General features: G+C 36.6%; 27 protein-coding genes and 1 pseudogene. 9 read left to right on the top strand and 19 right to left on the bottom strand.

Annotation, left to right across the window (positions count from 1 at the left end; translation table 11 throughout):
• Positions 1 to 61: 61 nt before the first annotated feature.
• Genes HO345_RS12195 through HO345_RS12180 form a run of 4 tightly spaced genes read right to left on the bottom strand, consistent with a single transcriptional unit; the run spans position 62 to position 3,628 of the window.
• On the bottom strand, positions 62 to 1,486 hold the full coding sequence (locus HO345_RS12195; RefSeq protein ID WP_253683134.1) for an ABC transporter ATP-binding protein: 1,425 nt from the start codon (positions 1,484 to 1,486) through the stop codon (positions 62 to 64).
• The gene (locus tag HO345_RS12190) at positions 1,486 to 2,184 is read right to left on the bottom strand and encodes an energy-coupling factor transporter transmembrane component T family protein (protein WP_253683133.1); all 699 of its coding nucleotides are present in this window, start codon (positions 2,182 to 2,184) and stop codon (positions 1,486 to 1,488) included. The genes HO345_RS12195 and HO345_RS12190 overlap by 1 nt, the downstream gene beginning before the upstream one ends.
• A gap of 55 nt (positions 2,185 to 2,239) precedes the next feature.
• Positions 2,240 to 2,854, bottom strand: a complete 615-nt coding sequence (locus tag HO345_RS12185) for an MptD family putative ECF transporter S component (protein ID WP_253683132.1) — start codon at positions 2,852 to 2,854, stop codon at positions 2,240 to 2,242.
• Between the two features lie 21 nt (positions 2,855 to 2,875).
• Positions 2,876 to 3,628 (bottom strand): class I SAM-dependent methyltransferase, encoded by a 753-nt coding sequence (locus HO345_RS12180; protein WP_253683131.1) that lies wholly within the window; start codon positions 3,626 to 3,628, stop codon positions 2,876 to 2,878.
• A 426-nt stretch (positions 3,629 to 4,054) separates the two neighbouring features.
• Between HO345_RS12180 and HO345_RS12175 the strand changes: the two are divergent.
• From HO345_RS12175 to HO345_RS12165, 3 genes and pseudogenes are all read left to right on the top strand, one after another.
• Positions 4,055 to 4,519 (top strand): annotated as a pseudogene (locus tag HO345_RS12175) (MarR family transcriptional regulator).
• Positions 4,520 to 4,662: 143 nt separating this feature from the next.
• Positions 4,663 to 5,574, top strand: a complete 912-nt coding sequence (locus tag HO345_RS12170) for a 4Fe-4S dicluster domain-containing protein (RefSeq protein WP_253683129.1) — start codon at positions 4,663 to 4,665, stop codon at positions 5,572 to 5,574.
• Positions 5,571 to 6,029, top strand: a complete 459-nt coding sequence (locus HO345_RS12165; protein ID WP_253683128.1) for a flavodoxin family protein — start codon at positions 5,571 to 5,573, stop codon at positions 6,027 to 6,029. Before HO345_RS12170 ends, HO345_RS12165 begins: the two co-directional genes overlap by 4 nt.
• Positions 6,030 to 6,754: 725 nt before the next feature.
• Here the strand turns inward: HO345_RS12165 and HO345_RS12160 are convergent.
• The 6 genes from HO345_RS12160 to HO345_RS12135 form a co-directional block, all read right to left on the bottom strand.
• The gene (locus tag HO345_RS12160; RefSeq protein WP_253683127.1) at positions 6,755 to 7,324 is read right to left on the bottom strand and encodes a hypothetical protein; all 570 of its coding nucleotides are present in this window, start codon (positions 7,322 to 7,324) and stop codon (positions 6,755 to 6,757) included.
• Between the two features lie 113 nt (positions 7,325 to 7,437).
• Complete coding sequence (locus HO345_RS12155; protein WP_253683126.1) at positions 7,438 to 8,010, bottom strand: Swt1 family HEPN domain-containing protein; 573 nt, start codon at positions 8,008 to 8,010, stop codon at positions 7,438 to 7,440.
• On the bottom strand, positions 8,007 to 8,624 hold the full coding sequence (locus HO345_RS12150; protein WP_253683125.1) for a DUF5343 domain-containing protein: 618 nt from the start codon (positions 8,622 to 8,624) through the stop codon (positions 8,007 to 8,009). Before HO345_RS12150 ends, HO345_RS12155 begins: the two co-directional genes overlap by 4 nt.
• A gap of 171 nt (positions 8,625 to 8,795) precedes the next feature.
• On the bottom strand, positions 8,796 to 9,410 hold the full coding sequence (locus HO345_RS12145) for an L-2-amino-thiazoline-4-carboxylic acid hydrolase (protein WP_253683124.1): 615 nt from the start codon (positions 9,408 to 9,410) through the stop codon (positions 8,796 to 8,798).
• Positions 9,407 to 11,173 (bottom strand): ABC transporter ATP-binding protein, encoded by a 1,767-nt coding sequence (locus HO345_RS12140; RefSeq protein ID WP_253683123.1) that lies wholly within the window; start codon positions 11,171 to 11,173, stop codon positions 9,407 to 9,409. Before HO345_RS12140 ends, HO345_RS12145 begins: the two co-directional genes overlap by 4 nt.
• Positions 11,170 to 12,963: an ABC transporter ATP-binding protein gene (locus HO345_RS12135; RefSeq protein ID WP_253683122.1), complete on the bottom strand. Its 1,794-nt coding sequence runs from the start codon at positions 12,961 to 12,963 to the stop codon at positions 11,170 to 11,172. Before HO345_RS12135 ends, HO345_RS12140 begins: the two co-directional genes overlap by 4 nt.
• Before the next feature lie 260 nt (positions 12,964 to 13,223).
• On the opposite strand from HO345_RS12135, the gene HO345_RS12130 reads away from it, so the two are divergent.
• Positions 13,224 to 13,889 carry a CPBP family intramembrane glutamic endopeptidase gene (locus HO345_RS12130; protein ID WP_002687402.1) on the top strand — a complete coding sequence of 222 codons (666 nt, stop codon included), beginning with the start codon at positions 13,224 to 13,226 and terminating at the stop codon, positions 13,887 to 13,889.
• Between the two features lie 54 nt (positions 13,890 to 13,943).
• Here HO345_RS12130 and HO345_RS12125 read toward each other — a convergent pair whose 3' ends face one another.
• From HO345_RS12125 to HO345_RS12105, 5 genes are all read right to left on the bottom strand, one after another.
• Positions 13,944 to 14,570: an HD domain-containing protein gene (locus tag HO345_RS12125; protein ID WP_253683121.1), complete on the bottom strand. Its 627-nt coding sequence runs from the start codon at positions 14,568 to 14,570 to the stop codon at positions 13,944 to 13,946.
• 19 nt (positions 14,571 to 14,589) lie between these two features.
• Entirely contained in the window at positions 14,590 to 14,796 is a 207-nt protein-coding gene (locus tag HO345_RS12120) for an HMG-CoA synthase (RefSeq protein ID WP_253683120.1), read from the bottom strand.
• Positions 14,771 to 15,328: a hypothetical protein gene (locus tag HO345_RS12115; RefSeq protein WP_253683119.1), complete on the bottom strand. Its 558-nt coding sequence runs from the start codon at positions 15,326 to 15,328 to the stop codon at positions 14,771 to 14,773. The genes HO345_RS12120 and HO345_RS12115 overlap by 26 nt, the downstream gene beginning before the upstream one ends.
• A 66-nt stretch (positions 15,329 to 15,394) precedes the next feature.
• Positions 15,395 to 16,012 carry a TetR/AcrR family transcriptional regulator gene (locus tag HO345_RS12110; protein ID WP_253683118.1) on the bottom strand — a complete coding sequence of 206 codons (618 nt, stop codon included), beginning with the start codon at positions 16,010 to 16,012 and terminating at the stop codon, positions 15,395 to 15,397.
• Positions 16,013 to 16,097: 85 nt separating this feature from the next.
• Complete coding sequence (locus HO345_RS12105) at positions 16,098 to 16,574, bottom strand: chemotaxis protein (RefSeq protein WP_253683117.1); 477 nt, start codon at positions 16,572 to 16,574, stop codon at positions 16,098 to 16,100.
• Between the two features lie 259 nt (positions 16,575 to 16,833).
• Between HO345_RS12105 and nagB the strand changes: the two genes are divergently transcribed.
• The 4 genes from nagB to HO345_RS12085 all read left to right on the top strand — a co-directional run bounded on the left by nagB (position 16,834) and on the right by HO345_RS12085 (position 20,680).
• Positions 16,834 to 17,628, top strand: coding sequence for a glucosamine-6-phosphate deaminase (gene nagB / locus HO345_RS12100; RefSeq protein ID WP_253683116.1), 795 nt, complete (start codon positions 16,834 to 16,836; stop codon positions 17,626 to 17,628).
• Positions 17,628 to 18,746, top strand: a complete 1,119-nt coding sequence (locus HO345_RS12095; protein WP_253683115.1) for an AI-2E family transporter — start codon at positions 17,628 to 17,630, stop codon at positions 18,744 to 18,746. The genes nagB and HO345_RS12095 overlap by 1 nt, the downstream gene beginning before the upstream one ends.
• A gap of 11 nt (positions 18,747 to 18,757) precedes the next feature.
• The gene (locus HO345_RS12090; protein WP_253683114.1) at positions 18,758 to 19,813 is read left to right on the top strand and encodes a ribonucleotide-diphosphate reductase subunit beta; all 1,056 of its coding nucleotides are present in this window, start codon (positions 18,758 to 18,760) and stop codon (positions 19,811 to 19,813) included.
• Between the two features lie 114 nt (positions 19,814 to 19,927).
• On the top strand, positions 19,928 to 20,680 hold the full coding sequence (locus tag HO345_RS12085; RefSeq protein ID WP_253683113.1) for a hypothetical protein: 753 nt from the start codon (positions 19,928 to 19,930) through the stop codon (positions 20,678 to 20,680).
• Between the two features lie 155 nt (positions 20,681 to 20,835).
• Here the strand turns inward: HO345_RS12085 and HO345_RS12080 are convergent, their stop codons facing one another.
• A complete protein-coding gene (locus HO345_RS12080) occupies positions 20,836 to 22,191 on the bottom strand; it encodes an MATE family efflux transporter (protein ID WP_253683112.1) in 1,356 nt (451 codons plus the stop codon).
• Positions 22,192 to 22,273: 82 nt separating this feature from the next.
• Positions 22,274 to 22,924 (bottom strand): TetR/AcrR family transcriptional regulator, encoded by a 651-nt coding sequence (locus HO345_RS12075; protein ID WP_366796401.1) that lies wholly within the window; start codon positions 22,922 to 22,924, stop codon positions 22,274 to 22,276.
• A gap of 87 nt (positions 22,925 to 23,011) precedes the next feature.
• On the opposite strand from HO345_RS12075, the gene recQ reads away from it, so the two are divergent.
• Positions 23,012 to 24,892, top strand: coding sequence for a DNA helicase RecQ (recQ, locus tag HO345_RS12070; protein WP_253683110.1), 1,881 nt, complete (start codon positions 23,012 to 23,014; stop codon positions 24,890 to 24,892).
• Between the two features lie 44 nt (positions 24,893 to 24,936).
• Here recQ and HO345_RS12065 read toward each other — a convergent pair whose 3' ends face one another.
• Together HO345_RS12065 and HO345_RS12060 are read right to left on the bottom strand one after the other, a co-directional pair.
• Entirely contained in the window at positions 24,937 to 25,542 is a 606-nt protein-coding gene (locus HO345_RS12065; RefSeq protein WP_253683109.1) for a hypothetical protein, read from the bottom strand.
• Positions 25,529 to 26,161, bottom strand: coding sequence for a hypothetical protein (locus tag HO345_RS12060; RefSeq protein ID WP_253683108.1), 633 nt, complete (start codon positions 26,159 to 26,161; stop codon positions 25,529 to 25,531). The genes HO345_RS12065 and HO345_RS12060 overlap by 14 nt, the downstream gene beginning before the upstream one ends.
• Positions 26,162 to 26,417: the final 256 nt, after the last annotated feature.

Here is a 26,417-nt window from a genome sequence, read left to right as displayed (position 1 = left end):
TATAGGAAACCGTACTGCACAAAAAATAATTGCTGCAAGGGGACATATCAAAAAATAAGTTTTATTTCGTTTGAGCTTCTCCCTCAAGCACGATTTCGGAGCTGCAGCAAGCAGTGATAAGTTCAAAATCGTGAGTAATAATGATAATCGTTTTACCGCAAGCCGCCGCATCCAAAAAAGCTTTTGCAAGGATATCCGCATGATAGCCGTCCAAACCGCTGGTCGGCTCATCGAAAATGAGTATGCTGCGGCCGGACAGCAGGGCGCAGGCAACGGAAAGCCTCTGTTTTTGTCCGCCGGAAAGCGTTGCAGGATGAACATCTTTGAGATTGTAGAGCCCCATAGTTTGTAAGATATTCCGCGCCCGTTCAAGCTTATCAGGGGTGTTCATCATACTCAATAAAATTTCTTCGGAAACGCTTTCGGTAAAAAATTGCGTTCCAGTGTCGTTGGCGCTGTACCATACCGCTTTGCGTCGCGCCCGAAGTCCGCATTTTTTTCCGTTGAGGAATACCGTGCCGCCCGACTCTTTATTAAGCCCGCTCAAAATAAGGCCGAGCGTTGTTTTTCCAACTCCGTTTTTACCGGTAAGCGCAATAATCTGTCCGCTCCATACGGAAAAAGATATTGTTTGCAAAATAAGGTTCCCCTTTTCTTTGCGGTATATCCCGTCTGCTTGCAGTAAGGGTTCATTTGCCGTACCGGAAGATAAGGCTCTTGATGAAGGAGGGGGAAGAGCCGGTTTTAAAGCAGGCGTAAATGACCTCAATCCAAAAAGCTTTTTTTGCTCAAGCGTCATTTTCTGCATTTCTTCAGCCGTACGCACCCACTGTATTTTTCCTCCATCTATATAGATAAAACGGTCGGCAATTCCATACAGCCAGCTTAACCTATGTTCTGCAATAATCAGAGTACGCCCTTCTTCTTTGAGCTTCTTTAAAACATGAGAAAGCCTTATAGCGCTTTCTTCATCGAGATTGGCAGTCGGCTCATCACATACATATATTGAAGGCGATAGGGCATAGACCGAAGCGATTGCAGCGCGCTGTTTTTCTCCGCTTGAAAATGTGTCAAGCGTATGGTCTCGTAATGCCGCAAGATGAAACGCTTCGATTGCCCCCTCCGTGCGGGCGATGATCTCGTGTTGTGCCAGCCCGTAATTTTCGCATGAAAAAGCAATCTCACCTGCAAGCTCGGAAGAAAAAAACTGACTTTGCGGCTCCTGAAATACGCTGCCTATAAATTTGCCGCGCTCCCATAATGGGGTAGAAGACATATCTTTTCCGCCGATAAAGATATGTCCTGAAAGTGTTCCGCTGTAATAGCCCAGTGCTAATCCGTTTAAAAGGCGCAATATTGTCGTTTTACCGCCGCCCGACGGGCCGGTTAGAACCGTACATTCGCCTTCGTTAATTGTAAGGTTTATGTCCGACACACCTCTTTCACTGTTTTCATAATGAAAACTTACATTTTCCATATGTATCATTAAGCAAGACTCCTTACCATGATAACCGCAGCCGTGGTAGTGCTCCACACGATAACAGCTATATAGTCGAAAGTCTGCATCTTTTTTCCGTAATAGCTGCTCCGTTTTACCGGACACTGAATACCCCGCACAACTGCCGAGACTGCGAGCTGATCGGCAATTTGAATGCAGCGTAAAAGCAGAGGAATCAGCACATATTCTCCCGTTTCTAAGGGATGAGTTAGGATGCGGGCCGGGTCCAAAAGGCCTTTGGTTTTCATTGAAAGGCGGAGCTTTTTTACTTCCGCTTTCATCACCGGTATAAAACGGAAGATGACGAGCAGTCCTAAAATAACGGAGACCGGCATTCCGATACGGGAAAGGAAAGCTGCAATCTCTCCGGGCGGCGTTGTTATCACATCCCATCCTATAAGCATAACAGGTAAGAGGTTCCAACATAAAAAAATATAGAACTCCGGTATGATGATTGTTCTAATGCCATACCGGCGGATACCTATTAAGAGAAACATTAGCAGCGCATAAAAGAGACCGAATGATATCAGCAGCCGCCATTTACACTGGACGGCAAGATATAAAAGTCCGATAAGCGAAAGAATACCGTTTATCCTGTAATCGGCGATAAAAAATGAGCTTACAATAACGCACAAAAGCGTCCACAATTTTACCGGAGCCGTAAAATCTTTTGAAACCTTTTTCATTTAATTTTTTAACAAGGCATTTTTAAAAACTCTGATGAGCTTTTTGCAAATGTTTTTATAATACGCCCGCTTTTTCAAAATGTTTTTTTATCAGCCTTGAAGCAATCAGACTTCCTGCAAAACCGCAGACGGTTGTAAACGCAACGATAAAAATAATCCAATAAGGAACGGTAAAATACCGAACATATGAGTCGATATATTCTTGGCTCATCCCGCTTGAAACGGCAAAGGCATAATAAGCATCCCAGAAGAACCAGATCGGAAGCAAATTTGTTCCGTTAAATAACAGGCTGGAAACCGTCCATGCAGCCATAAGCCGGTGCGGATTTTGATAGGCTCCATGTTTCCATAAAACGGCTTCGCATATTAAGCCGATAACGATGTAATACGGCAATAAATACCAGTTTCCCATTATTAGAAAAATGATGCCGAGAAGTGTCATGTAGATAAAAGACACACCCCGTTTTCCCACCCGTTGTACCATGAGAAAATAAACCGGTGCACAGATAAATACTGAAAAACCGACTGATAGCGTCATACTGACAAAATGGTTTGCCATGCACACCATATTTACAATAAATTGCATAACGACAAGAAGAGCACTTAATAAAACCGTAGTTATTACATCTTTTATCGTCCATTTGGCTGTTGTGTTCATTTTTTTATTCATTTAAATCTCCTATTTTTCTATTTATTCTATGTTTTTTGCTTTTATCACGAACATAGGTATGGTTTTATACCTTGCCGTTTGAAAAGCATCCATATATTTCTCTTTGGAAAGAAGGCTGCTCGCAATTTCTTTAAAATCGATTTTTTTCAGCATTTTTTCATCCCATTCAGGACGATTTATGTAGGCAAGCGGAAATTTTTTCAGAATGTTTATCATCTGTTCATCATGATAATAATCTCTGAATTCGCCGTATTGCTTAACAAGCTCCGCTTCATATGATTTGAATTTTTCAAACTCATCTGTATTCCATATCGGTTTAAGCCAATTAGCGTCAATGTTCAGCATGATTCCTTCAGGCTTTAGTATTCTTTTCCATTCCTTGTATACGGTTTCCGGTGCAGTGAATAGCCATGAAGCATGTCTGGAAACCACAGCATCAAATAAACGTTCAGGAAAACCCGTTGAATGAGCATCTTTAAGCAAAAAGGTGATTTTGTCAGAAAGCCCCAATTCTTTCGCTGTTTTTTTTCCTTCTTCAAGCATCGCTTCGCTGCTGTCTATGGCTGTAACTTCCCAGCCGTCTTGTGCAAGCAGAATAGCTAAAAAACCTGTACCGCACCCTGCATCCAAAACTTTCTTTCCCTTGCAGTCCTTGAGATTTTCCTGAAGCAGTTTTTTCCATTCACTCCCGTTTTCTTTTAATTCCTGCATGTGAAACATCCGCATATTTTCTGCCTGTTCAGACCATTTTTTCATTAAATCTTTTATATCCATTCTTTTCCTCTGATTGTTTATTTACGGATTCCGGCAAAACACAATATTTCGCCGTTAATAAAAAATAGCAATGTTATTTTTAGTATATATAATTTCTTTTTGATTGTCAAGATAGCGGTGTTATTTTTTAATATTTAAGGAAAATGATATCTCTGCAATTATAGACTTACATCAATATATTTTAGTTACTAAAACATATTGACAAAGAAAGTGTTTTGATGTATATTTATTTTAGCAGCTAAAAGAAAAAGAAAGGCTTATTTTAGACAATGCAGTTGGCATTGTCTAAAAACGCTGCGAGTTTGCTTACGCAAACGTCGCGTTATTGTATGTGCTTTTTTAGGCCATCGCCTTACAAAAGTGCGGCAATTCGCCAATCCTCGCCTTTTGATAAAGGCTGGGTTGTCGAATTTTAAGGAAGATATAATGAATGATGTAGAAAGCCTTATACGACGGACGGCAAAAATTCAGTACAAAGTAAACGCTAACGATAAAAAGCCCAGAACTTTCGGTACGCAGCATAAATTGTACCAAAGTGAAATTCATTTTATAGAAGCAATAGGTTTAGACGGCGGATACAGCGCTTCCGAGCTTTCGGAAAAACTCGGCATTACAAACGGTGCCGTAACACAAGTTGCAGATAAGCTGCTCAAGAAAAAATTGATAGAAAAATATAAAAAAGCGGATAACAAAAAAACCGTTTATTTTAAGCTGACAAAAGAAGGAACCGTTGCATATAACAATCACGAAAAATTCCATGCCGGTTTTAACGAGAAACTTGCAGCATATTTGAGTTCTCTTTAAAAAAAGGAGTTTGATGCAATTGCACGTTTGGCGGAATTGGTAGACAACAACATCCCCGATTTAAGTACACAGGAGGGTTTATTTTAAGCGGCATTATTACGCCGCTTAAAAACACGGGCGAGTTTGCTAATCGCAAACATCGCATATTGTATGTACGCTACCGCGTACGAATTAAACAGCTTCCAAAATTGATATTTTGTTCAGCTGTTCAATTTTAAGGAGGGTTTATTATGAAAGCTGTTATCATAGTATTCAGTCCGTCAGGACATACATTGATTGCTGCACATATGATTCAGAAAAAAATTAAAGATAAAGGCGGCACGGCGGATATCATAAATATTACAAAAGATGACAGTCTGCTGTTTGCCTCAAAATCCGAAAGGCAAAAAATCTTGGAAGAACGCTTACAAGATTTCGATGTACTTTTTGTAGGAGCGCCGGTATACGCAGGACACGCTGAAAGCCATATAATGAGCATCCTCGAATCGCTGCCTTTGCCGGATCAACAACGTTCAAAAATTGCAGTTCCGTTTATTACTTATGGAGGAGCACATTCGTTTATCGCATTGGAAGAAATGGGAAGGGCATTAAAGAAGAAAAAATATGTACCGGTTTTGGGAATAAAGCTTGCTTCGCTTCATACACTTAGCAGATTTTTCCATACCAAAATACTGGAGAACAAACCCGGCGATATGGAAGAAGGTTTAATAGAAACGGCAGTAAATAAAGTGTTTGCTCTGTGTTCACATAAAGAACACATAAAAGACAATAGTGCTTCTTTTGCCTATACCAAAGGTCCAATGCGCTTTATGCTGAAGCTACTTTCGCAGGAAAAAATACACGGAAAGTTTAAAACCGTATCGATTATACGGGAAAACTGTAGTGCATGCAAAAAATGTATTTCAGTGTGCCCCATTAATAATTTTATATTTACAGACGGTAGGGTATCGATAAAAAATCAAAAAAATTGTATATTATGCGGAGAGTGTTTTTATAACTGCGGCTGCAACGCAATCGATTTTGCATACCGAACGGTTGCACAAAAAAGATTAAACGATGGAAATATTGTTTTTGAAAAAGATATATCGGCCATATATCCTAAAAAATACGGCTATATAAATAATAAAGGAGATCTGCTATGAGTAACGTATGTATTGTGTACAGTTCAACACATCATGGAAATACCGAAAAGGTTCTGAATAAAATAAAGGAAAAGTTTCCTGAAACGGTTTTGATAAAGGCCGGCGATTTTAATCCCGATGATTTTAATCGCTATGAAGCAATCGGTTTTGCTTCAGGAATTTTTTACTTTAAATTTGCAAAACCGGTCGATAAGTTATTTGAACAAGCGCTTGTGAGCAGTGTACAAAAGCTGTTTTTTATTTACACCGCCGGCGCGGTTAATGCCGGTTTTGAAAAAACTTTGCGCAAAAAAACCGAACAAAACGGAAAAATCTGTATGGGCATATTCGGCTGTAAAGGCTTTGATACCTTCGGCCCTTTAAAACTCATCGGCGGTTTAAACAAGAACAGACCGAACGAAAAGGATTTTAAAAACGCAATCGATTTTTTTGAAAAAAATATTATGAATGCATAAAGGTTTTATAAAGGCCGGATCATAAATTTTATAAAATTCCTTTACATAAAAACCATAATCAATCCAATTTATAATCTGCGGTTCAAGATTTTTATCTTTTAAGGTAACTGCCTTAGATTTTTCATTAAATGAATCAATAACTTTATATAAATATATCCATATGATATTTCATGGAAAACCCCATTAACTTTTATATAAACCCATTGTCCGAGCCTTGCTCTATTTTCATATATTTTTGATATTTCATCATCCGTACATTCTGTGATATTTTTATAATTATTCCCAAAAAGAATTTCTCTATAGTTATAAGAAAAGCCTGGAATTGAAGTAAATATTAACAATGAAAATAAGATTATTTTTTTCTTCCTCCTAAAAATTAGTACGCCGATGTCGTATCCGTTTAACAACTACTTAAACTATTTTGCGTCTCGTCCGCAATGTCAGCGTTGAAGCGGGTGTTAGGCGAAAATATTTCTTTTCGAAATACTATTTCTTATATTCTCTTCCTAAAAAAAGATTTATATTTTAGAAGCGACACTTCCATTTCTTTGAAAACCTTCCCAAGCAATAAAAGTCACATACTATCGCTTCCTTGCTTCATCCTAAAGTCAAATACATAACATAAATCAAGCTCGACTTGCTTTATGTTATGTCCCATTTATCCAATTGCTTCTTCGTTCAAGCTCTAAAGTTTAATTTCATTTTATAATTAAAACAAATTTTCATTAGAAATAAACATAGTCATCAGTTACATAAACAAAATACCAATTCTCATGACTTGTCGGTTCGATTTTCTTGAATAATTCAGGTCTTGGATTATTTGTAATTATATCATTTTCAGAATAAACAATTATATTATTAAACTTTTTATCCGGATATATATTAAATAATGTTCCTACTCTATATTCCAATTCAATTTTCATGTATCCATTATATTTTTCATTTGGAGTTCTTTCTTTTCCAAGACGGCACCATGATATTCCTGCGGTATATGTCATATAACCAAAACTGTACTTTTCAAAATAATCAAAGTTTTTTTCAAAATAGTTTAATAAAGATTCTGGTTTTGAATATTTTAAAGAGAGGACTGTATGGATAGGGAAAAAAAGAAGAAAAATTATAAAAAGAATTGAAACAATACCATAGATACCAAATCTATTATTTCTCTTTTTAGAAACAGCGTTCTTATTTGAGATTTTATTTTTAAGTTCTATAATACCAAAAATTATTCCGGCTCCAGGAAGAATGAATATAAAAAAATAAAATGATATTAGTAAAAAAACATTAAAACCCATTTTGTATTTTTTCCTCCAAGCGCTCCAGTGGGGCGTCCGTATAACTATCGCTTAACCTGCATTTGCGACTTGTCCGCAATGTCAGGTTGAAGCGGGTGTTAGAATTTTTACAATTATGCAATTTGTTTAATAATGTCTCGCAAATACATTGTCAATCGTTCAGCTTCCTGTGAATCTATTATATTCGTATGAGCTATAACATTTCGTGAACGTTCACATTCATTCATTCTGTTGTTGATCCAATGTTGATCTGGAAATGAGAATTTAAAGAGTTCCCAATTGTTTGTAATTAGCAAACCAAGATCACCAAAATCTAAATAATATATCGACTGTGGATTTCTTCCAATATGCCATCTGTTTTTTATTTCTTTGTCCTTTCGCTGCTGAATTTTTCGTTTCATATCCGATGATGCTATTGTATCAAACCAATCAATACCTTTGTTTTCGGTAAATACATCATTAATAAAATCACGCAATGTATTTTCAAGGGCAAACAAATATCTGTAATATTTTGACATTTCAAGAGAACCAGAACGTATTTTTTCAGGTAAAGATGAATATAAATCAATTTCTTTTTTCTCTATATGTGTTAATGTTGGTGATACCAAAGTTCCATTAGCTTGCATATCTTTTATTGCATATGAGGTAAATATACCGCGTAAAACAAAAGAATCAAAGTCCTTCATTTTATTAGCTCTTCCTTTAATGCTTTAAATATCGCCCTATATGTATCGATGTTTTGTGTATCAGGTAAATGTATTTCAAACCTATAGACAAGACCAATTCTATTATTATCATCTATACCATTGGTACTTTGAACCAATGGTATAGATGATTCAGATTGTACTTTGTCATGTTTGATTGGGTGAACTTGTTTTCCACGAGAAAAATCCGCGAAATCAACAAAAGTTTTAAAAGTAGTTGCTATTTTTTCTGCTACAGCCTCACTGACACCAGTCTTTGTTCGGAACCATCCTTTAAGTTCTGCTATAGACATTTCATCGGCATGTTTATTTGCATTAAATAAGTCATCATATGCAATACGCAACTGTTCTGCTAATACATACTTTGATTGTGTTTGATCTAAGAACTTTCTATATGCCTCTTGAGGTTTACCATTTTGATCTAGTAGTCCGATATATTTTAACATCTTTATAACTCCACGATCATTTGAACTTGGGAAGCCTAGATCCTTTAAAAAATCAAGTGTAAAAGTTGTTGGTTGAGCAGCGTGCATCATTTTTTCAAGAATAGCAGTTATGTTTTTACTTGCCTGCATATAAGGGATTTCATTCGTCATACTGTCCTCCTTTAAACTCCATATTTATGTATAGTTCTAACATCCACTTCAGCTATTCCTTATTATATAGCAAAAAATAACTTATTGCAACATAAAATAATAGAAATTTATAAATCATATCCTGTCTATATCGCATTGAATGTCTAGGCCGCCGTGGTTTAGGCCATGAGTTTAAAACCTCTTCACGGTCTTTGTCTTAGAATGAAAACAAAAGTCGCATTTTTTACCGCCCATTCCTAAGGTTTCGCTTCTGTCGAATTGCAATTTTTTTATATTTCCGAAGACGATATGATCGCATAAACAAAATATCTCACAGATTTCCGGGCAGTTAAAATGGGTGCAGGTATCAAACCAAAGACATTTTAAAACATCCGTAGAATACTCATTCGCATTGTCGGCTAATGTTTTACTTATCCAAATTTCTTCACCGGTCATTCCCTTTCTCATAAAAAAACGGAACAGTTTAAAAAAACCGGGAATATGGAACAATGCGTTCAAAATACGGTGTGCTTTTCCTGCAATATAAAAAGAATATTCTTTTACAAATTCCTTTGCCTCTTGTGCAGGAATCCCATTGTCGATAAAAGTTTTATAAAGCGCTATGTTTGATATGATACTGCTCTTTTGACGCTTCTTTTGTTTTTTTGTCCATGCTCCGCGATCGAGTTCCTGAATAAGAAGTTGCATTTTTTCTTTATAGATTGTGTCTATATGCTTTAATATGTGCGGCGTTAATTTCCCTGAATCAATAAAGCCTCTGTGCGAATAAAATCTTTTATATTTCATACATTTCTCCGATCAATCTTCCACCCGATTGCTTCTTCACGGATGCCGACGAATCTCCGGTATAGTCCGTCCTGCTGCATAAGCTCAGCATGAGTACCCCGCTGCACAATGCGCCCTTCGTCAAGCACAATAATTTGATCCGCTTTGCGTACCGTATTCAACCGGTGCGCAATCATCAAGAGTGTTTTGTTTTTTGTCAGCTCCTCGATAGCTGTTTGCAACTCGTGTTCATTTTCAGGATCGACACTGGCAGTCGCTTCGTCTAAAATAACAACGGGCGCGTCCTTAAGAATTGCCCGCGCGATGGAGATACGCTGCTTTTCTCCCCCCGACAGAGTTGCTCCGTTTTCGCCGATTCTAGTTTGATACCCGTCCGGCAGTGCAGAAATAAAATCATGACAGCAAGCTTTTTTTGCTGCGGCAATCACTTCGTCCATCGTTGCATCCGGCTTACCGAAACGGATATTGTTTTCTATCGTATCTTCAAATAGGTATACATGCTGAAACACAATAGAAAAATTTTTTAAAAGACTGTCGCACGTGTAATCCTTAACGTTGATACCGCCGAGTAAAATTTCACCATCGTCGACGTCCCAAAAGCGCGCAATTAAATTACACAGAGTTGTTTTTCCCGAACCGGACGGACCGACAATCGCACAGCTTGTTTTCTGCGGCACCGTAAAATCGGCATTCCGTATCACTTCTTTTGTGTCATCCCTATCGTAAGAAAAAGAAATATTCCGAACCGTAATGTCATAATTATTCGGAATATGCTCCGTACCGTTTTCATCCAACAGCGGCATATCCGATATTTCTTCCAGCCGGTCAAGAGAGGCATCAACTACCCGTGCAACAGCTGCCGTACTTCCGGCAAGTTCTACGGTTGCATAAATCATAAAACTTGCGACAGTCAGCAACAAACACTTTTCAGGTGTTATATTTCCATGCATTAAAAGATATGGAACCGTAACCAGCATCGCAGCTCTAACTACTTTGAAGACTGTTTGAAAAGCAGCTGCGAGTTCGGAGAAGATTTTTTCCAAAATGATATTTGCCGCCGCGCTTTCACTGATTGCTGCATCAACCGTTTTACCGGATTGCTCGCCGAGTCCGAATGCTTTTACCACCGTCATCCCTTGGATATATTCCAAAATACCGTTTACTAGTTGTGCCTGCGCTGCCTGCCTGCGCGGTGAATATTTTTCTCCCGCGGCTTGTGTTTTTGCATAAATAAAGAACGAGATTAAAAGACCTGCAAGCATCAGCAATCCGATTCTCCATTCATAAATCAACAACCATATATTGATAACAAAGGCATGAATAAATCCGCCGGCGACCGCCTCCAGCACCGTTACCGCACTTGTTTCAAGATCGCCGAGCGTGGTGGTAACCGCAGCGGTAATGTCTCCTAATCGATGCTCGCTGAAATACCCCATCGGTGCACGCTTTAATTTTTCGCCGAGGTTCATCCGCCACTCGCTGCACATGGCAAAACTTCCCAATGTTCTATTTATAGAAGCTATATTGATAAAAACGATTTTCCCTACAACACTGAGCAGCATAATTGCGAATGAGCCCCAAATCGTTTTGTACGGCATTCCATTTCCTGAAATGGCGGAAAGGATTCCGGAGAGAACCGTCAGAATTGCCATAATGGGAAGCATTTCAAAAAACGAATTACCGATATGAAAAATAAAAGAGAGTATCAATCTTCTTTTTTCTACACCTGAAAAATGCAACAATCGTTTAAACATATTAATCATACAATTTCTCCTAAAGCAGCGGTCGAAGTTAAACCGTTCTCCTTTTTATCGCTTACGCTGATGTGCGCATTCCAAAGCGTGCGATATAGTTCACACGATTCCAACAGCGCTTGATGAGACCCCTCCGCTTCAATGCGTCCGTGATTCATAACGATAATTTTATCTGCCATCGTGATAGTCGAAAGCCGATGCGCAATGACTATCAATGTTTTTCCTGCGACCAGTTCTCCGATGGAACGCTGAATGACAGCTTCATTTTCGGGGTCGGTAAAAGCGGTCGCTTCATCCAGCACAATGATAGGGCTGTCCTTTAGTATTGCGCGTGCGATTGCAATGCGCTGCTTCTCTCCGCCGGAAAGATTATTCCCTCCGTCTCCTGCGACCGTATCATACCCTTGAGGAAGTGCGCTGATAAAATCGTGGCAGCTTGCTTTCTTTGCAGCCTGTTCTATCTCGGCATCCGTAGCGTTCGGTTTCCCAATCCGTATATTTTCCCGAATGGATAAATGGAATAAATAATTATCCTGTGAAACATAAGCGACCCGTTCCATCACTTGCGAAAGCGGAATGTTCCGTACATCGCAGCCGCCTATCATAACCGAACCATTGCTTGCTTCCCAAAACGAGGCGATTAAACGGGCGACGGTAGATTTTCCCGAGCCTGACGGGCCGACAAATGCAGTCATCCCATTCGGAACCGCTTGAAATGAAATGTCGTGCAAAACTTCCGTATCGCTATATGAAAAAGACACATGCAAAAATGCAATAGTATTTTCTTTAAGCGGTATAACTTCTTTCGGACGATTCATTTCTTCCGCTTCCAAAAGTTTTGCAATTTCTTTTACGGTAGAGTCTACCATTGCAAGGCTGTCCGTGTAACGCAGCGCCTGGATGAGCGGTGCAATAAGACCGAGCGACAGAATGATACACGATATAAAACTTCCGGCGGATATACTCCCGTGTATGAAAAACCAACAGCCGAGCGGCAGCACACCTAACAAACTGGAAGGAGCAATTGCAATTCCTGCAGCGTAGTAGGGATTGGTCTTTTTAAACCATTCGGCTTTTGCATTTTCATTTTCCGCTATTGCCTCGGTATACTTCCGATATGATGCAGTACTTTGATTAAAGGCTTTTATCACTTCAATTCCGCCGATGTATTCAACCGTTGCGGCATCCATATTTTTACTTGCTGTAAGAACTTTTGCATACCGTTTTTCGTAGTCCTTCATCATCCCCATATAACAAATAAGACCAAGCGGAAAAGTTGCAAAAGCAGTAAGCGCTAACCGCCAATCAAGATAAAAGAAATAGACTAACATTAAAAAGGGAATAAGCAGATTAGCCGTCAGCTCCGGTATGATATGAGCAAGCGGTAATTCCAGTTTTTCAACCGTATCGACCAGCATTGTTTTGAATTTACCGGATGGGGTATCCAATATAAAACCCATCGGAACGCGGGAGAGCTTTGCCGTCAGCTGCATACGGATGTTTTTCAGCACGGTAAAGGCCGCACGGTGAGAACGTATCGTAGAAAGTGTTGACAAACATAACTGTCCAAGATACCCGCCAAGAGCGATAAGAGCCGTTACAAAAATTGCCTGTAAGGTATAATTTTGTGCGCATATCCGAATGATAAGGCGGGATACGGCAAGGTATGGAACAATTCCAGCCGCTGCTCCCAAAACCGCAAAAATCACGGAACTTATTAGAAGACCCTTGCACGGTTTTGCAAGCTCAAATAGATACTGCAAAGCATTTTTTTGATTTGTATGTTCAGAGTTTTTCATTATTGTCTCCTACTAAATAAAATAGCAGTGTTATTTTATTTAGTATACATAATTCTTTTTTGACTGTCAAGATAGCAATGCTATTTTTTTAATAATTTACCGAGTATTATTATCAATATGTAGTAGAAAAAAATGAATTTAGGATGATATAATGCAGGCAAATAGTGAAAAATAGGGTATTCCTGTGGATATTATTGAGAATTTATGGTATAAAAAGAAAAGAATACTTAGGTTAAAGTTATACGGAGGGAACTTATTTTATGCACAATGGGATATCTATAGGAAAAGGCATTTTGTGGGTGCTTGTTTGGTTTGGCTTTATGATCTTGTATACTATTCTTGATGTTTCGATATGGAGAAAGATAGCCCCTGAACATAGCAGAGTTTTGAACATAATTACTGTTATTTTGTGTATGACTATATTCCTTGTTTTACTAATGAGAAAAACAAATTTCAGACCTAATTTATTTACGAATATTTCTTTTCAAGGATTAATATTAGCTGTAGGCTGTTCCATATTGTTCTATTTCCTTTTAGATAAAGGATTAGATCCTATATTTGAAAGTTTTTTTCCATCAAGCAGAGAAAATTATCAACAAACAATTCAATCAATAAGAGCTGCACCAATTATCGGTTTACTTGATTTTTGCATACTTGCACCTATTCTTGAAGAAATCTTAATGAGAGGATTTCTGCTTGAGGGTCTATCAATAAATTATGGAAAAATTGTTGCCTTACTTATATCTGCAGCACTCTTTGCTATGCTCCATTTCAATATAGCCCAAATAGTTCCTTCATTTATTTGTGGTGTGATTTTAGGCTTACTTTATTTTCATACAGGCTCAATATTTTCTTGTATACTTGCTCATATGGGATACAATTTAATTGCGTACAGTGTGATAGTTTTACCCATATATAACAAATAATGGAAAAACTGAAAAGTACAGACTACTGCTAAAACTGTAATTATAAATTTTCTGTTATTTGATTAAATATCCTTTTTCAACGGCTTTTTCCAATAATTGCAGGACAAAATTCCATATTTTTTCCGAGCCGTCTTTAATATGCATATTTTTATTTATTACCATATCATATGTTATGTTATTTTTCTTCCAAGAATAACCTTCAGACATATAATTTTGAATTATCGGTTCTAATCTATCAAATACGGAAGCAAATTTTGCTTCATTCGTTTTCCTTTCTTCAAATTCTTCCCATAAGCTTAAAAAATATTTTTTTTGATCCGGTTCCAATAAACCGAAGATTCTATCCGCTGCTTTTTTTTCATTATTATAAGATTCATCTCTTTGTGAAGAATATAAAAAGGTATCACCGGCATCTATTTCAACAATATCATGGATTAACAGCATTGAAATAACTTTTTCGATATTAACTTCAAAATTGGCATATTCTTTTAACAAAATACACATTATTGAAATTGTCCAAGAGTGTTCGGCATCATTTTCAAATCTATTGGAATTAAATAATTTTGATTGCCGGAAAATATGTTTAACTTTATCTATTTCTATAATAAAATTGAGTTGATTAACTAATTTATCATTTTGATTAAAATCAATTAAAAACGCTCCTGTTCTTTTTGAATCCATTTTTTTCTCCTGTCTTTTTTTACAAACCGGAGGCTTCTTTATTTGTTGGATTTACTTTTAAGAATTTCTCCTTTTCAGCATATGTTAATTCTGAAATTTCAATATCTTTTTCTTTTGCATAATTGCGCATCGCTCGCATATCTATAAAATTCGGAAGAGTATTCACATCTATAGGAGAATAATTTTTTTGCATATAATAATTATAATTGTTCATCTGTCCATTCATACTTGTAAACCTCCATAAGTTTTTTCATCTGGTCACCGAATATTCCAAAGTGAAATTGATGCAGCATACAAATTGGCTCTGCTCCAAGTTTTTCTACATAATGCTGCAAAAGTATTTCATCTGCAGCAAATCCGAACACATCGCCATCATAGCCGTATTCAAAAGATTTCTTTCCAGCAATAGCAAACAGATGTCCGCCGATACCGGAATACTTTGGTGCATCAGTCAACTGTTTATTGTTCTGAGGAGCAGAACACATCCACTGAATGTAAAGTGCTCCTGCATTTGGATTATTTTGAAGTGAAACCAATCCCTGAATATCCACAGTTCCTTTTACTACAAGAGCGTAAACTTCAGAGTTCTTTGTTAATTCGGACCAGTCTATATACCAACCATTCTTCTTATTGTATTTTTCCAAAAAAGAACTTCTTTTTATTCGGATAACTTCAGTGTCTATAAGTTCACCAGTTTTATTGTCTTTTATACACGGAGTAAAATCATCTATATGAACTGAAATATAACCAAAATCCATTGTTCTATTATATCATACTTTTCAATAAAAGAACACCCATATATTTTGGACGGTTTTAACTTATCGTTATACCAGCTTTAAAAGCCCCTCCCATCCTGAATTAAAGAAAACTGCGATTTCTTCTACATATCCCATCGCCTGTTCTCTTGGCATGTCATGTACTACGGTTTCAAATACTGCGGTAAAATAGGCACTTGTAATCATATGATGAAGTTCATAACTGATGTTCCCTTTGATTTTTCCCTTTTCCCGCAAGAGCCGGTAATATGTTTCGGTACGCTCCACATCAAGTTCCACCAGATCATGGATATAATTTGCGTATTTTGTGCCTTCCGCGCCGCAAAGTACCAGCTTGAATTCATCAAAACGGTCATACACATAATTTACAAAGTGCCGTAAATACTCTGTCGATAAATCTCGGCTTTCCGCCGTCCGCTCTTGAGGAATCAACTCAAAGTGCGCCTCTTGGGCCGCCTTAAATTGCTTGACCAGCCCGTCTGCCGCTTCGGAGACAAGGGCTTCAAACAAAGCGGCCTTATCCGCGTAATACCGAAAAATCGCACCGGTCGTTAAACCGGCTTTCTTTGCAATCGTGCGGACAGAGGCAGCGCTGTAGCCTTTTTCCAAAAACTCCCGCTTAGCCGTATCCAAAATCAATTGTTTGGTATCTTCACTTTTGCTCATAAACGAACCGCCTTCCAATAAAAATAGCAATGCTATTTTTATTTAGTATACACAATTTCTTTTTGGCTGTCAAGGATAAGTTTTTTTAATTCTCCGTTGTTTCAGTGATGCTTTCTGCTTGTGCAAGAGTCTGTATCTGATTGATTGTACTTGCCGTTTCCTTAATGTCGGACACAAGTTTGTTACCCATTTGTTGCACCGCGGCGGTGTTCGTATCGAATAGCTTTACAGAATCACCTATTTTGACTATGGTGTTATTAAAATGAGTAGAGAGATAAGATAATTCTTGTTTTCTTTTTATCGGTCTTAATCTTAATATTGTAAGAGATAGTACAATAGTAGCAAGGATTGACATTACAACCATCAAAACCCATAAAATTTTCATAGTGTTTTTTAATATCCGTATGCTGCTTGTTAATTCATGGATTGGTGTTTTTGCAATATATAATGCAGCAGCTCCCAGTATAAAACATGCAATCAAAACCAATATACCGAAAAAAATAACAAGTTTATTCAAAATAGAAAAACCCGCCTCACTTCGGTGATTTTTTAAGTTTACCATAATAGGCTCCCTGTCTTATTTAGAGTATTCTGATTACGATTTATAAATAGTATGCTTATAAAATATACAGTTAAGATATGATTGTATAAGATATCATATTTCTAAATTTTTTTCAAGTTGTTAAGATAAAAAAAATAAAATTTTATCAATAATGAATGATTGCCTATATAAAATTAAGAATTTATCCTCATTTATTTACTAATTTTAAGTTTTTTTGTATTATTTAGGTCTTAGATTTTTAATCTAAGAGGGAGACTCTATGAGACTTATCATAAAAAACAGTTATGAAGATTGTTCAAAATGGACTGCCGATTATATCTGCAATAAAATTATCGAATTTAAACCTACAAAAGAAAAGCCCTTTGTTTTAGGACTTCCGACGGGTTCTACTCCCTTAGGGGTTTATAAGGAACTTATAAAAAAGCATAAAGAAGGTATTCTATCCTTTAAGCATGTAGTTACCTTTAATATGGATGAATATGTAGGCTTGGAAGCCTCCCATCCTCAAAGCTATCATTATTTTATGATGGATAATTTTTTTAATCATATCGACATTGAGCCTAAAAACATTCACATCTTAAACGGAATGGCCAAAGATAAGAAAAAGGAATGTGAGGACTATGAAAAGGCTATCCGCTCTTATGGAAAAATCCATTTATTTTTAGGCGGAATAGGGGCAGACGGGCACATAGCTTTTAATGAGCCCTATTCTTCATTAACCTCCCGCACAAGAGAAAAAACCTTAACGCGGGATACCATCATAATGAATTCACGCTTTTTTGAGGGAAATGAAGACCTTGTTCCAAAGACAGCCTTGACTGTAGGCATCGGCACGATTATGGATGCCGAAGAGGTTCTTATAATGGCAACCGGACATGCTAAGGCTGAGGCTGTTCATCAAGCCGTCGAAGGGGGGGTAAGCCATGTTTGGACTGTAAGTGCTTTACAACTTCATCCTAAATCCATTATAATCTGTGATGATGCTGCAACAGATGAACTTAAAGTAAAAACCGTAAAATACTTTTTGGATATAGAAAAGGAAAATAGAAACTAATGTACCAAGAAAACAAGCACCGACTTCAAACTATTTCGTTCTTCGTATTACTTGCAGGAATGTTGATTCTTGTGGGTAAATTATTTTTGCCCTACGCAAGCGTTTTATTATGGTCGGCAGTAATTTATGTTTTGGTAAGGCCCTTATATAATAAAATACTATCTAGGATGAATAAAGAGAAAAAAACTTTCCCGATAAAAAAAAGATTGCTTGCAGGCAGTTTTGCAATAATAACGGTTCTTGTTGTTGCCGGTGTTTTGTTTTTTGTTGTGATAAAAATATTCGGGCAAGGGAAAATCCTTGTTCAAAATATTCAGAGCTTTTTAGAAAACATAAACAATGCAGATTCGGGTTTTTCAAAAAATGATATAGCCGCAGCTGTAAACCGTTTATCTATGGGAACGGTAGATATTTCCAACCTTGATTTGCAAAAAGAATTTTTAAGTCTTTTATCTTCTTCTTCGGATAAAATATTGCGGTATGCAACAAGCCTTGTAAAAAATGCCGGTTCGTTTTTTTTATCTCTTGTTTTTTTTGCCTTTGCTCTTTATTTTTTTTATGTAGACGGAGCTTATCTTTTCAGTTTGTTAAAACATGCCATTCCTATAGAGAATGAAACATCAAATAAACTTTTTTCTAAAATAGGCGAAATTACAACCAATCTTTTTAAGGGACTTTTTCTTGTTTCGTTTTATCAAGGTCTTGCATCTTTTATAGTTTATCTTATATTCGGTGTGCAAAGCGCACTCTTGCTTGCAATTCTAACCTTTTTTAGTACATTTTTACCCCTTGTCGGCTGCGGTTTAATTTGGTTTCCTGTAGGAGTCGGGCTATGCTTTACGGACGGCCTTGCAAAGGGGCTTATCTTTTTGGTTGTTGCAGGTTCGATAATCAGCTTTATGGATAACTTTCTACGCCCCTTCTTTTTAAAGGATAGAATAAAGATACATCCTCTTTTAATCTTTTTTTCAATGCTGGGCGGAGTGAGTATGTTTTCATTTGACGGTATTATTTTAGGGCCGATGATTGTAATCTTGTTCTTTACGATTTTAGATATGGCTTTGGATATAGAAGAAAAAAAAGAAAATGATGAAGACAGTTTTGAGCATTTAATATAAGGAGAAAATTTATGATAACGGAAAAAACTATTTTGCCGCATAAGGCCTTGTTTAATGAAAACGGAGATATAGAAACTCATAAGCGTAAGATGATTGGAGGAAACACCACCAACCTAAACGATTTTAACAATATGAAGTATTCTTGGGCAAGCGATTGGTACCGTCAGGCTATGAATAATTTTTGGATACCCGAAGAAATAAATATGACCACCGACGTACAGGACTACCGAAAATTATCGGCTCCCGAAAAAACGGCCTATGATAAAATTCTTTCTTTTTTAATTTTTTTGGATAGTATTCAAACTGCAAATCTTCCCAACGTCGGCCAATATGTAACAGCCAATGAGGTAAACTTATGCCTTACCATTCAAGCCTTTCAAGAAGCCGTCCACTCGCAAAGCTACAGTTATATGCTCGATACAATTTGTTCTCCCGAAGAACGGATGGAAATCTTATATCAATGGAAAGATGATGAACATCTTTTACGCAGAAATAAATTTATCGGTGATTTATACAACGAATTTCAAACCGATAAGAGTGCTCTTGCTTTCTTAAAGGTCTGCGTTGCAAACTATATTTTGGAAGGTATCTATTTTTATTCAGGTTTTATGTTCTTTTATAATTTGGGAAGAAACAATAAGATGCCCGGTTCTGTTCAGGAAATCCGTTATATCAACCGAGATGAAAATACACATCTCTGGCTTTTCCGCTCGATGATACAGGAACTTCAAAAAGAAGAGCCGCAACTATTTACTCCGCAAAATGTAGAACTTTTTAGAGGAATGATAAGGGAAGGCTGTGAACAAGAAATAGCTTGGGGAAATTATGTTATAGGAAACGACATTCCCGGGCTTAACAGTCAGATGATTACGGACTATATTCAATATTTGGGAAACCTCAGATGCGAAAACCTCGGCTTTGCACCCATTTATGACGGGCACAAGGAAGAACCCCAATCTATGAGCTGGGTCAGTCAGTACAGCAATGCGAACCTGATTAAGACCGACTTCTTTGAAGCCAAGTCCACCGCCTATGCAAAATCGTCGGCGATGGTAGATGATTTATAAATTAAGAATAATATTTTATAAGATTACAAGTCCGGCTGTATAACTTAAAATAAGTTCGAACCTTTTGCTCTTTTGTGACGATATTAGTATGAGGCCTTTTTTATGGAGGGAAAAATGTTTTTTGTTTCACTTATTACTGTTATTATTACAGTATCTACTTTTGCGCTTGTTGCCCGCATCCTTATTGCATATTGGATTTATAAAGATGCACAAGAAAGAAATGACGAACCATTGATTTGGGTTTTAATTATATTTTTTCTATCGGCAGTGCTTGGACTTGTTCTTTATCTTGTAGCGGCCCGAAAAAGTAAGAGGATAAAATGCACATCATGCGGATTTATTCAAGCTGCCGGAATACCGTTTTGCGGCAGCTGCGGTAGACAGATGCCTCATATTTCGGATGCTGTAAATAAAAGAAACAAGGCAAATCTCTGGCCTCTTATTGCCGCCGCGGTTTTAACTCTTTTGAGTTTGATCTTTTCGATTATCTTATCTATTTATATTTTTAAATCGGCCATGGATGGTGAAATCGGAAATTTCTTTCCTGATACAAATATAGCCATTATGCAGACCCAAACTAATTTTAATAATCTATGGAAGGCTAAATTTAAATATAAAACTTCTGAGAATATCACTACCTTTACAATAAAGGAAGGTAAAAAGTTAAAATGCTTATGGAATATAGATTCAGGTAATATTTCGGCAGAAATAAGTTTTGGTGATAAGTTAATAACATCTTTTGATAATAATAAAGACGGAAATATATTAAATACCGAAATTGATATGTCTGCTTACAACGATAAAAAAATTAAACTCAAAATAAAATGCAGCAAAGCATCCGGTTCTTTTGAATTTAATGCACGCTAGATAGATACTAAAAATATAATTTAATAACGGTAAAAGATTCTCCCGCTTACACAATATAAATCTCACAAGACAGCCGAAATCAACAACCCCGACGCAAGCGTCGGGGTATTAAACCCTCCGCACGAATAAAGGCCGCCTTGTGAAATGACAGTAACTTATGCACTCAATGGTTTATCTTTAGTGCTTAAATCTTTTTTAAAAAGTTTAATCACTATAAATGCTGATAAAACCGTAACCAGCGTGTCTATTATCGGGCTTGAAATCCAAACTCCCCGTGTTCCCAAAAATACGGGGAGAATTAATACGGCCGGAATATAAAGTAAAAATTGGCGGGCAATTACCAACATACCTGCATACTTCGCTTTACCTAAAGCTTGAAATAGGGTTAAATTGATAATCATAATTGCCGACAAAGGAAATAAAGAAATAGCAAGCATTGCATTCGTTCTTCCTAAAGATATAAGCTCCTTATTTTTCAAGAATAGCCCCAAAACCTGTTCAGGCATAATTAAAAATACCAGCCAAAATATCAGTGATAAAAATAATCCGAAGCCGTAAAAAAGAAAAGTTCCTTTTTTTACCCTGTCAAGTTTTTGTGCTCCGAAATTGGTTCCTGCAAAGGGCTGATAGCCTTGACTTATGCCCCAAAGAGGAATAAAGGATAACATTAGATATCTAAAAAAAGCACCCATTAAAATTACTTGATCTTCTCCGCCGTATCTTTTTAATGTAGAATACATAACGGCCTGCTGTAAAAGGGCAAAGACCTGCATCAACATTGCAGAAAAACCTATTGAAAGGGTTTCTTTTACAATGCTTTTTTGAAGCTTAAAGTGTTTGAATTTAACATTTTTGCTGAAGAATGCAAAGTAACAAAAATTACAGATTGCAAGAACCACTTGAGATATTACGGTTGCTATAGCGGCGCCTTCAAGTCCCTTTTTTAAAACAATTACAAAGACTGCATCCAAAATAATATTTAGTACGGCACTTATACCCATCAAAAGCATGGCAAGACCCATTCGGCCTTCTCCTCTCATAACCATGTTGGCTGCTTGACCGAAGTTTACAAAGAGTGAACCGATATATACAATCCGCAGATAGCTTACTCCCAATCGGAGCATTTCTCCTTCAGCTCCTATAAGAGCCAAAAGTTGAGGTGCAAAAATTAATCCGATTGTCATAGTTCCCAATGAAAAAAGAAGAGTCAACAAAAGGACGTTTCCCATAATAGAATCAACGGTTTCTTGGTCGCTTCTCCCTACTGCTCTCGAAAGAACCGAAGCGGAACCTATACCTACTAAAACGGCAATGCCGTTATTTATCAGTGTAAATGTATAGGCTACACTTATTGCTCCTAAAGCTACGCTGCTTACATATCTTCCTACGAAAATTGCATCCACAAAGCTGTATAAGCTGATGACAAACATTCCGATAATACCCGGAATGCTAAGCTCAAGCATCAGCTTGAACATATTACCTGAAATCAAATGTTCTCTTTTATCTGTCATAAGAATCTCCATAACTGACGTATTCGTCAGTTATATTATATAAAAAGAGAAACTAAAGTCAAGATAGGATAACTAATTTTTATTATTCAATTGTAAAACTTTTTTTTACACAAGAATAAAGAAGGTCGTGGAGCTCTCTTTTTCCCCTATCAAAGGGTGTTTTATCTTCAAAGAGTTCATACATTATAAGGATTCCGTTAAAAAGACGGGAGTAGAGCCGTCCTGTTTTGTTTGTTTTATACTTTATTTTTTTACCTGCAAAAGTCCCTTCTTTAAATAAATGTTCAAGGTTTTCGCTTATAAACTTATGAGCTTGATCTTCAAGTTTCCAAAAAAGAGCCTCATATTCTTTATCATATAGAATTTCGGCAAGAAACATTAGATAAAGCCGCTTTTCGGGAACATTATCAAATAGTTTTGCTTCTAAGGCTTGGGTTACAATTTCGTAAGGGTCATCAATTTTTTTTGCAGAACTAAAGATTTCTTCATTGCGTCTGTATCGAAAATAGTTTCCTTCCTGCATTATGGCAAACATTATAGCCTTCGTACTTTTAAAGTACTGATAAACCCCTCCTTTTGAAAGGCTTGTAGCGGCAACAATATCTTCCATCGTAGTATTATGAAAACCCTTTTTTAAAAACACCTTTTTTGCGGCTTCTATTATCTCATGCGTCCGCTCTTCTTTTGTTTTCCGTTTAAATTTAGCCATATCTATATTATAAGGAAAAAACAAAAAAAAGGAAGCCTAAAAGGTGCTTACCATAACTTTTCACAAAATGCTTGCTTAATTTGCCGTTTTAGGGTATAATGACAGCCATATATGACGCGCGGATCAAAAGGTTCTGACAGTAAAAAAAGACTCACCTCCCCTGAGGACATTTTAAAACAGGTCTTCGGATATGACGAATTCAGGCCCTTCCAAAAAGAAATTATAGACAGCCTTCTCCAAAAAAAAGATGTTCTTGCGGTAATGCCCACAGGAGGCGGAAAATCTTTATGCTATCAGATTCCGGCCCTTATTTTTGAAGGGGTAACCATAGTAGTTTCTCCCCTTATCTCTCTTATGCATGACCAAATTTGCGGTTTGGAAACTATCGGTGTTGAGGCGGTTGCCTTAAACAGCTCCTTGGATTGGGAAAAATATGCCGATAATATACGCCGTATAAAAAACGGAGAGGTAAAAATCCTTTATGTTGCTCCTGAAACTCTGGTCAGTGACCGATGTAAAGAGCTTCTTTCTTCAATAAAAGTGGATTGTCTTACGATAGATGAAGCTCACTGCATTTCGGAATGGGGTCATGATTTTAGACCGGAATATAGGCAGTTGGCTGAAATACGCAAGCTATTAAAAGAATCGGTCTGTCTTGCCATAACGGCAACAGCAACCGAAAAGGTGCGTTCGGATATAAAAAAAATGCTAAAGCTCAAAACGCCAAAAGAGTTTATTGCCGGTTTTAACCGCAAAAATATTTTTTTGGAGGTTAAAGAAAAGCAAAAGTCTTTTGAACAAGCCTCGGAATTTCTAAAAGAACATAGGGGCGAAAGCGGAATTATTTACTGTTTTTCCCGCAAACAGGCAGATACCTTGGCCGTTCAACTATCGGTTTTAGGCTATAATGCAAAACCCTATCACGCGGGACTATCAGACGAGCTTAGGCAAAAAACTCAAAACGATTTTATCAATGACGATATAGAAATAATTGTAGCAACCGTGGCCTTTGGTATGGGAATAAATAAACCTAATGTAAGGTTCGTTATTCATTTTGATTTGCCTAAAAGTATTGAACAGTATTATCAGGAAATAGGCAGAGCAGGCAGAGACGGAAATCCGGCTCATGCTCTTTTGCTTTTTTCGGCTGCCGACATTTTTAAGCTTAAATTCTTGATGCAGGATAAATCTCCCGATGAGGTTAAAAAGGCCGAAGCAATGCTTTCCGCCATTAGTAATTATGCTCAAGCTAATAGCTGCCGCCGGCGGGCGATTTTAAAATATTTCGGAGAAAATATATCCGAAGGAAAATTAAAAGAAATACAGGGCGATGCACCTTGCTGTGATTTTTGTTCAAGAGAAAAAATAGAAAAAACCGATTTGACAGTTCCTGTGCAGAAATTTTTATCCTGCGTTGTCAGAACCGGCTGCCGATTCGGAGCCAGCTATATAATCGATGTTCTTTTAGGTTCAAAGCAAAAACGAATACTTGAAAACAAGCATAATGATCTTTCCGTCTGGGGAATCGGTACGGAATTCAATAGAGAAGGCTGGTTTAATCTTGTCCGTATTCTATTGGCGGAAGACTATCTTGTAAAAGATGAAGATTACTCGGTATTATCTCTTACCCAAAAAGCAAAAGAAGAACTTCAAGCCCGAACAAGTATTATGCTTCCTTTTAATTATGAAAAAGACAATTCCGCTAAAAAAGAAGTAAAAGAAAAATCAAAACCTCAAACATTTGAAAATAATTTAGATGGACGCGGTAAGGCTATAGTAAATGCACTAAAGCAAAAACGAAGAGAACTTGCAGATGAAGCAAGAGTTCCTGCCTATGTTATTTTTTCGGATAAGACCATCTTCGATTTGGGTGTAAAAAAACCTGCAACAATTGCTGAGCTTGATAATATCTTCGGAATAGGAAAAGCAAAAAAAGATAAATACGGAGATATTATTTTAAAAACAATATCATCTGCTCGTAAAAGTAAATAAGAATTAAAAAGGGATTTCAATATTTTTGAAATCCCTTTTTTAGTTTATTTCTTTAGCGGAACAAGAGGAATCCGTTCAAGCTCAGCACTTTTTCCGTACGCCTTCTTCACTGCAAGAGCGGCAGCATCAAAATTATCAATCCTTTTTATTTCACTAATATCATAAAACGGCATTGAACATTTAATGGTAAAATCTCCAAGGTATACAAATTTCACATCTTCCGGTATCGTTAGCTCTGATTGGATTGGTAAGGTCAATTGTGCACAATATGCGTTACCAAAGTAATAAACTAATTTATACAAGTTAATAATCCGTTTATTTGATTGTAAGGTAATTTTCTTCATAACAAAATCGGTTTTTTGCGGATCTTCATCACATTTAGCCGACAAAAAATATTTATGAACAAGATAATTTACATATATTTGATCGGTAGCAACACTTCCATCATCAAAACCAAAATTGCCGAATTTTATATTGCGATAGTTTGAAAAAAAAGCACTATCAGGAGTTGGTAAAACTTTTAAACTAAAAACCAAAACAACCTCTTCTTTTGAAGGTAAGGCTTTTTTCTCTTCATCAGCGAATACAAATCCTGTGACTATAAATAATAATAATAAACACAAGATTTTAAATAATTTATTTTTTTTCATTTTCCAACTCCTTTATTCTTGCTTCAATAAGCGGTAACCATGCTGTATGTTGTAGCAACTTTTTTATTTTTAAAAGACATTTTAATTCGTACTGAGCACTATCTTTACGAGCCAAAGGTACAATCATTCCTGCCTTTCCTTCCGTAATAAAATCATAAGCACCGATAAACATTAAGCCTTTTTTATGTGTTACAAATGCTATTTTTCCTTCTGCACCTAACTGAGGCGAAAAAGTAGTTATTACATTAAAATTTACATTACGTAAAGACACTAACTGAAAAGCCAGATCGGTTTTAAACGGTGGAAAACAAAAGATACTTCCATCTGCATAGGAGCCTTGGAATACAAAAGGTGTTGTATAAATAGGTTCTTTTGAGGGATCGGATTGAATGTACAATTGTTCTGTTGGTATTTTTAAATATCCAAACGCAAGGCAATCTTTTTCGGGATCACCCATTGTTTTAAGATTGACCTTTTTCCCATTAATACTGGCATGGCCTTCTTCAGATAATTTTTTAAAATCGCTTAACATAGCTCTTAACATAGTACATGAAGTAACCAAACATACAGTCAAAACCAAGACTGTAAGGAGGTAAAATTTTTTAAGTAGTTTTTGCATAAAAATTTCTTCCTTAAAACTAAAGTTTATAATTTAAATAAAATAAATTTCTTTATTAAGAAAAGCTTAAATGAACCGATACTTAGATATAATGTCTGCTTAGCTTATACACTGTATTTTAGGCATAAATATATTCTTTGTCAATCACTAATTGGATAATTAAATTGAAAAATTGTATCTAAAACCGTATTTTTATTGCTTAGACATAAATAATTTCTTCCTATTGACCAAAATTAAAATTTAGTCAATAATATTA

The sequence above is a fragment of the Treponema denticola genome, from assembly GCF_024181645.1.
In the GTDB taxonomy this organism is placed as follows: Bacteria; Spirochaetota; Spirochaetia; order Treponematales; family Treponemataceae; genus Treponema_B; species Treponema_B denticola_A.
Note: the sequence above shows the minus strand (reverse complement) of the source record. Positions and strands in the feature narration are given on the sequence as shown.

Coding starts and splice junctions, on each gene's coding strand:
- HO345_RS12195 (WP_253683134.1), bottom strand. CDS start 1,486: ATGATACATATGGAAAATGTAAGTTTTCATTATGAAAACAGTGAAAGA.
- HO345_RS12190 (WP_253683133.1), bottom strand. CDS start 2,184: ATGAAAAAGGTTTCAAAAGATTTTACGGCTCCGGTAAAATTGTGGACG.
- HO345_RS12185 (WP_253683132.1), bottom strand. CDS start 2,854: ATGAATAAAAAAATGAACACAACAGCCAAATGGACGATAAAAGATGTA.
- HO345_RS12180 (WP_253683131.1), bottom strand. CDS start 3,628: ATGGATATAAAAGATTTAATGAAAAAATGGTCTGAACAGGCAGAAAAT.
- HO345_RS12170 (WP_253683129.1), top strand. CDS start 4,663: ATGAAAGCTGTTATCATAGTATTCAGTCCGTCAGGACATACATTGATT.
- HO345_RS12165 (WP_253683128.1), top strand. CDS start 5,571: ATGAGTAACGTATGTATTGTGTACAGTTCAACACATCATGGAAATACC.
- HO345_RS12160 (WP_253683127.1), bottom strand. CDS start 7,324: ATGGGTTTTAATGTTTTTTTACTAATATCATTTTATTTTTTTATATTC.
- HO345_RS12155 (WP_253683126.1), bottom strand. CDS start 8,010: ATGAAGGACTTTGATTCTTTTGTTTTACGCGGTATATTTACCTCATAT.
- HO345_RS12150 (WP_253683125.1), bottom strand. CDS start 8,624: ATGACGAATGAAATCCCTTATATGCAGGCAAGTAAAAACATAACTGCT.
- HO345_RS12145 (WP_253683124.1), bottom strand. CDS start 9,410: ATGAAATATAAAAGATTTTATTCGCACAGAGGCTTTATTGATTCAGGG.
- HO345_RS12140 (WP_253683123.1), bottom strand. CDS start 11,173: ATGATTAATATGTTTAAACGATTGTTGCATTTTTCAGGTGTAGAAAAA.
- HO345_RS12135 (WP_253683122.1), bottom strand. CDS start 12,963: ATGAAAAACTCTGAACATACAAATCAAAAAAATGCTTTGCAGTATCTA.
- HO345_RS12130 (WP_002687402.1), top strand. CDS start 13,224: ATGCACAATGGGATATCTATAGGAAAAGGCATTTTGTGGGTGCTTGTT.
- HO345_RS12125 (WP_253683121.1), bottom strand. CDS start 14,570: ATGGATTCAAAAAGAACAGGAGCGTTTTTAATTGATTTTAATCAAAAT.
- HO345_RS12120 (WP_253683120.1), bottom strand. CDS start 14,796: ATGAATGGACAGATGAACAATTATAATTATTATATGCAAAAAAATTAT.
- HO345_RS12115 (WP_253683119.1), bottom strand. CDS start 15,328: ATGGATTTTGGTTATATTTCAGTTCATATAGATGATTTTACTCCGTGT.
- HO345_RS12110 (WP_253683118.1), bottom strand. CDS start 16,012: ATGAGCAAAAGTGAAGATACCAAACAATTGATTTTGGATACGGCTAAG.
- HO345_RS12105 (WP_253683117.1), bottom strand. CDS start 16,574: ATGGTAAACTTAAAAAATCACCGAAGTGAGGCGGGTTTTTCTATTTTG.
- nagB (WP_253683116.1), top strand. CDS start 16,834: ATGAGACTTATCATAAAAAACAGTTATGAAGATTGTTCAAAATGGACT.
- HO345_RS12095 (WP_253683115.1), top strand. CDS start 17,628: ATGTACCAAGAAAACAAGCACCGACTTCAAACTATTTCGTTCTTCGTA.
- HO345_RS12090 (WP_253683114.1), top strand. CDS start 18,758: ATGATAACGGAAAAAACTATTTTGCCGCATAAGGCCTTGTTTAATGAA.
- HO345_RS12085 (WP_253683113.1), top strand. CDS start 19,928: ATGTTTTTTGTTTCACTTATTACTGTTATTATTACAGTATCTACTTTT.
- HO345_RS12080 (WP_253683112.1), bottom strand. CDS start 22,191: ATGACAGATAAAAGAGAACATTTGATTTCAGGTAATATGTTCAAGCTG.
- recQ (WP_253683110.1), top strand. CDS start 23,012: ATGACGCGCGGATCAAAAGGTTCTGACAGTAAAAAAAGACTCACCTCC.
- HO345_RS12065 (WP_253683109.1), bottom strand. CDS start 25,542: ATGAAAAAAAATAAATTATTTAAAATCTTGTGTTTATTATTATTATTT.
- HO345_RS12060 (WP_253683108.1), bottom strand. CDS start 26,161: ATGCAAAAACTACTTAAAAAATTTTACCTCCTTACAGTCTTGGTTTTG.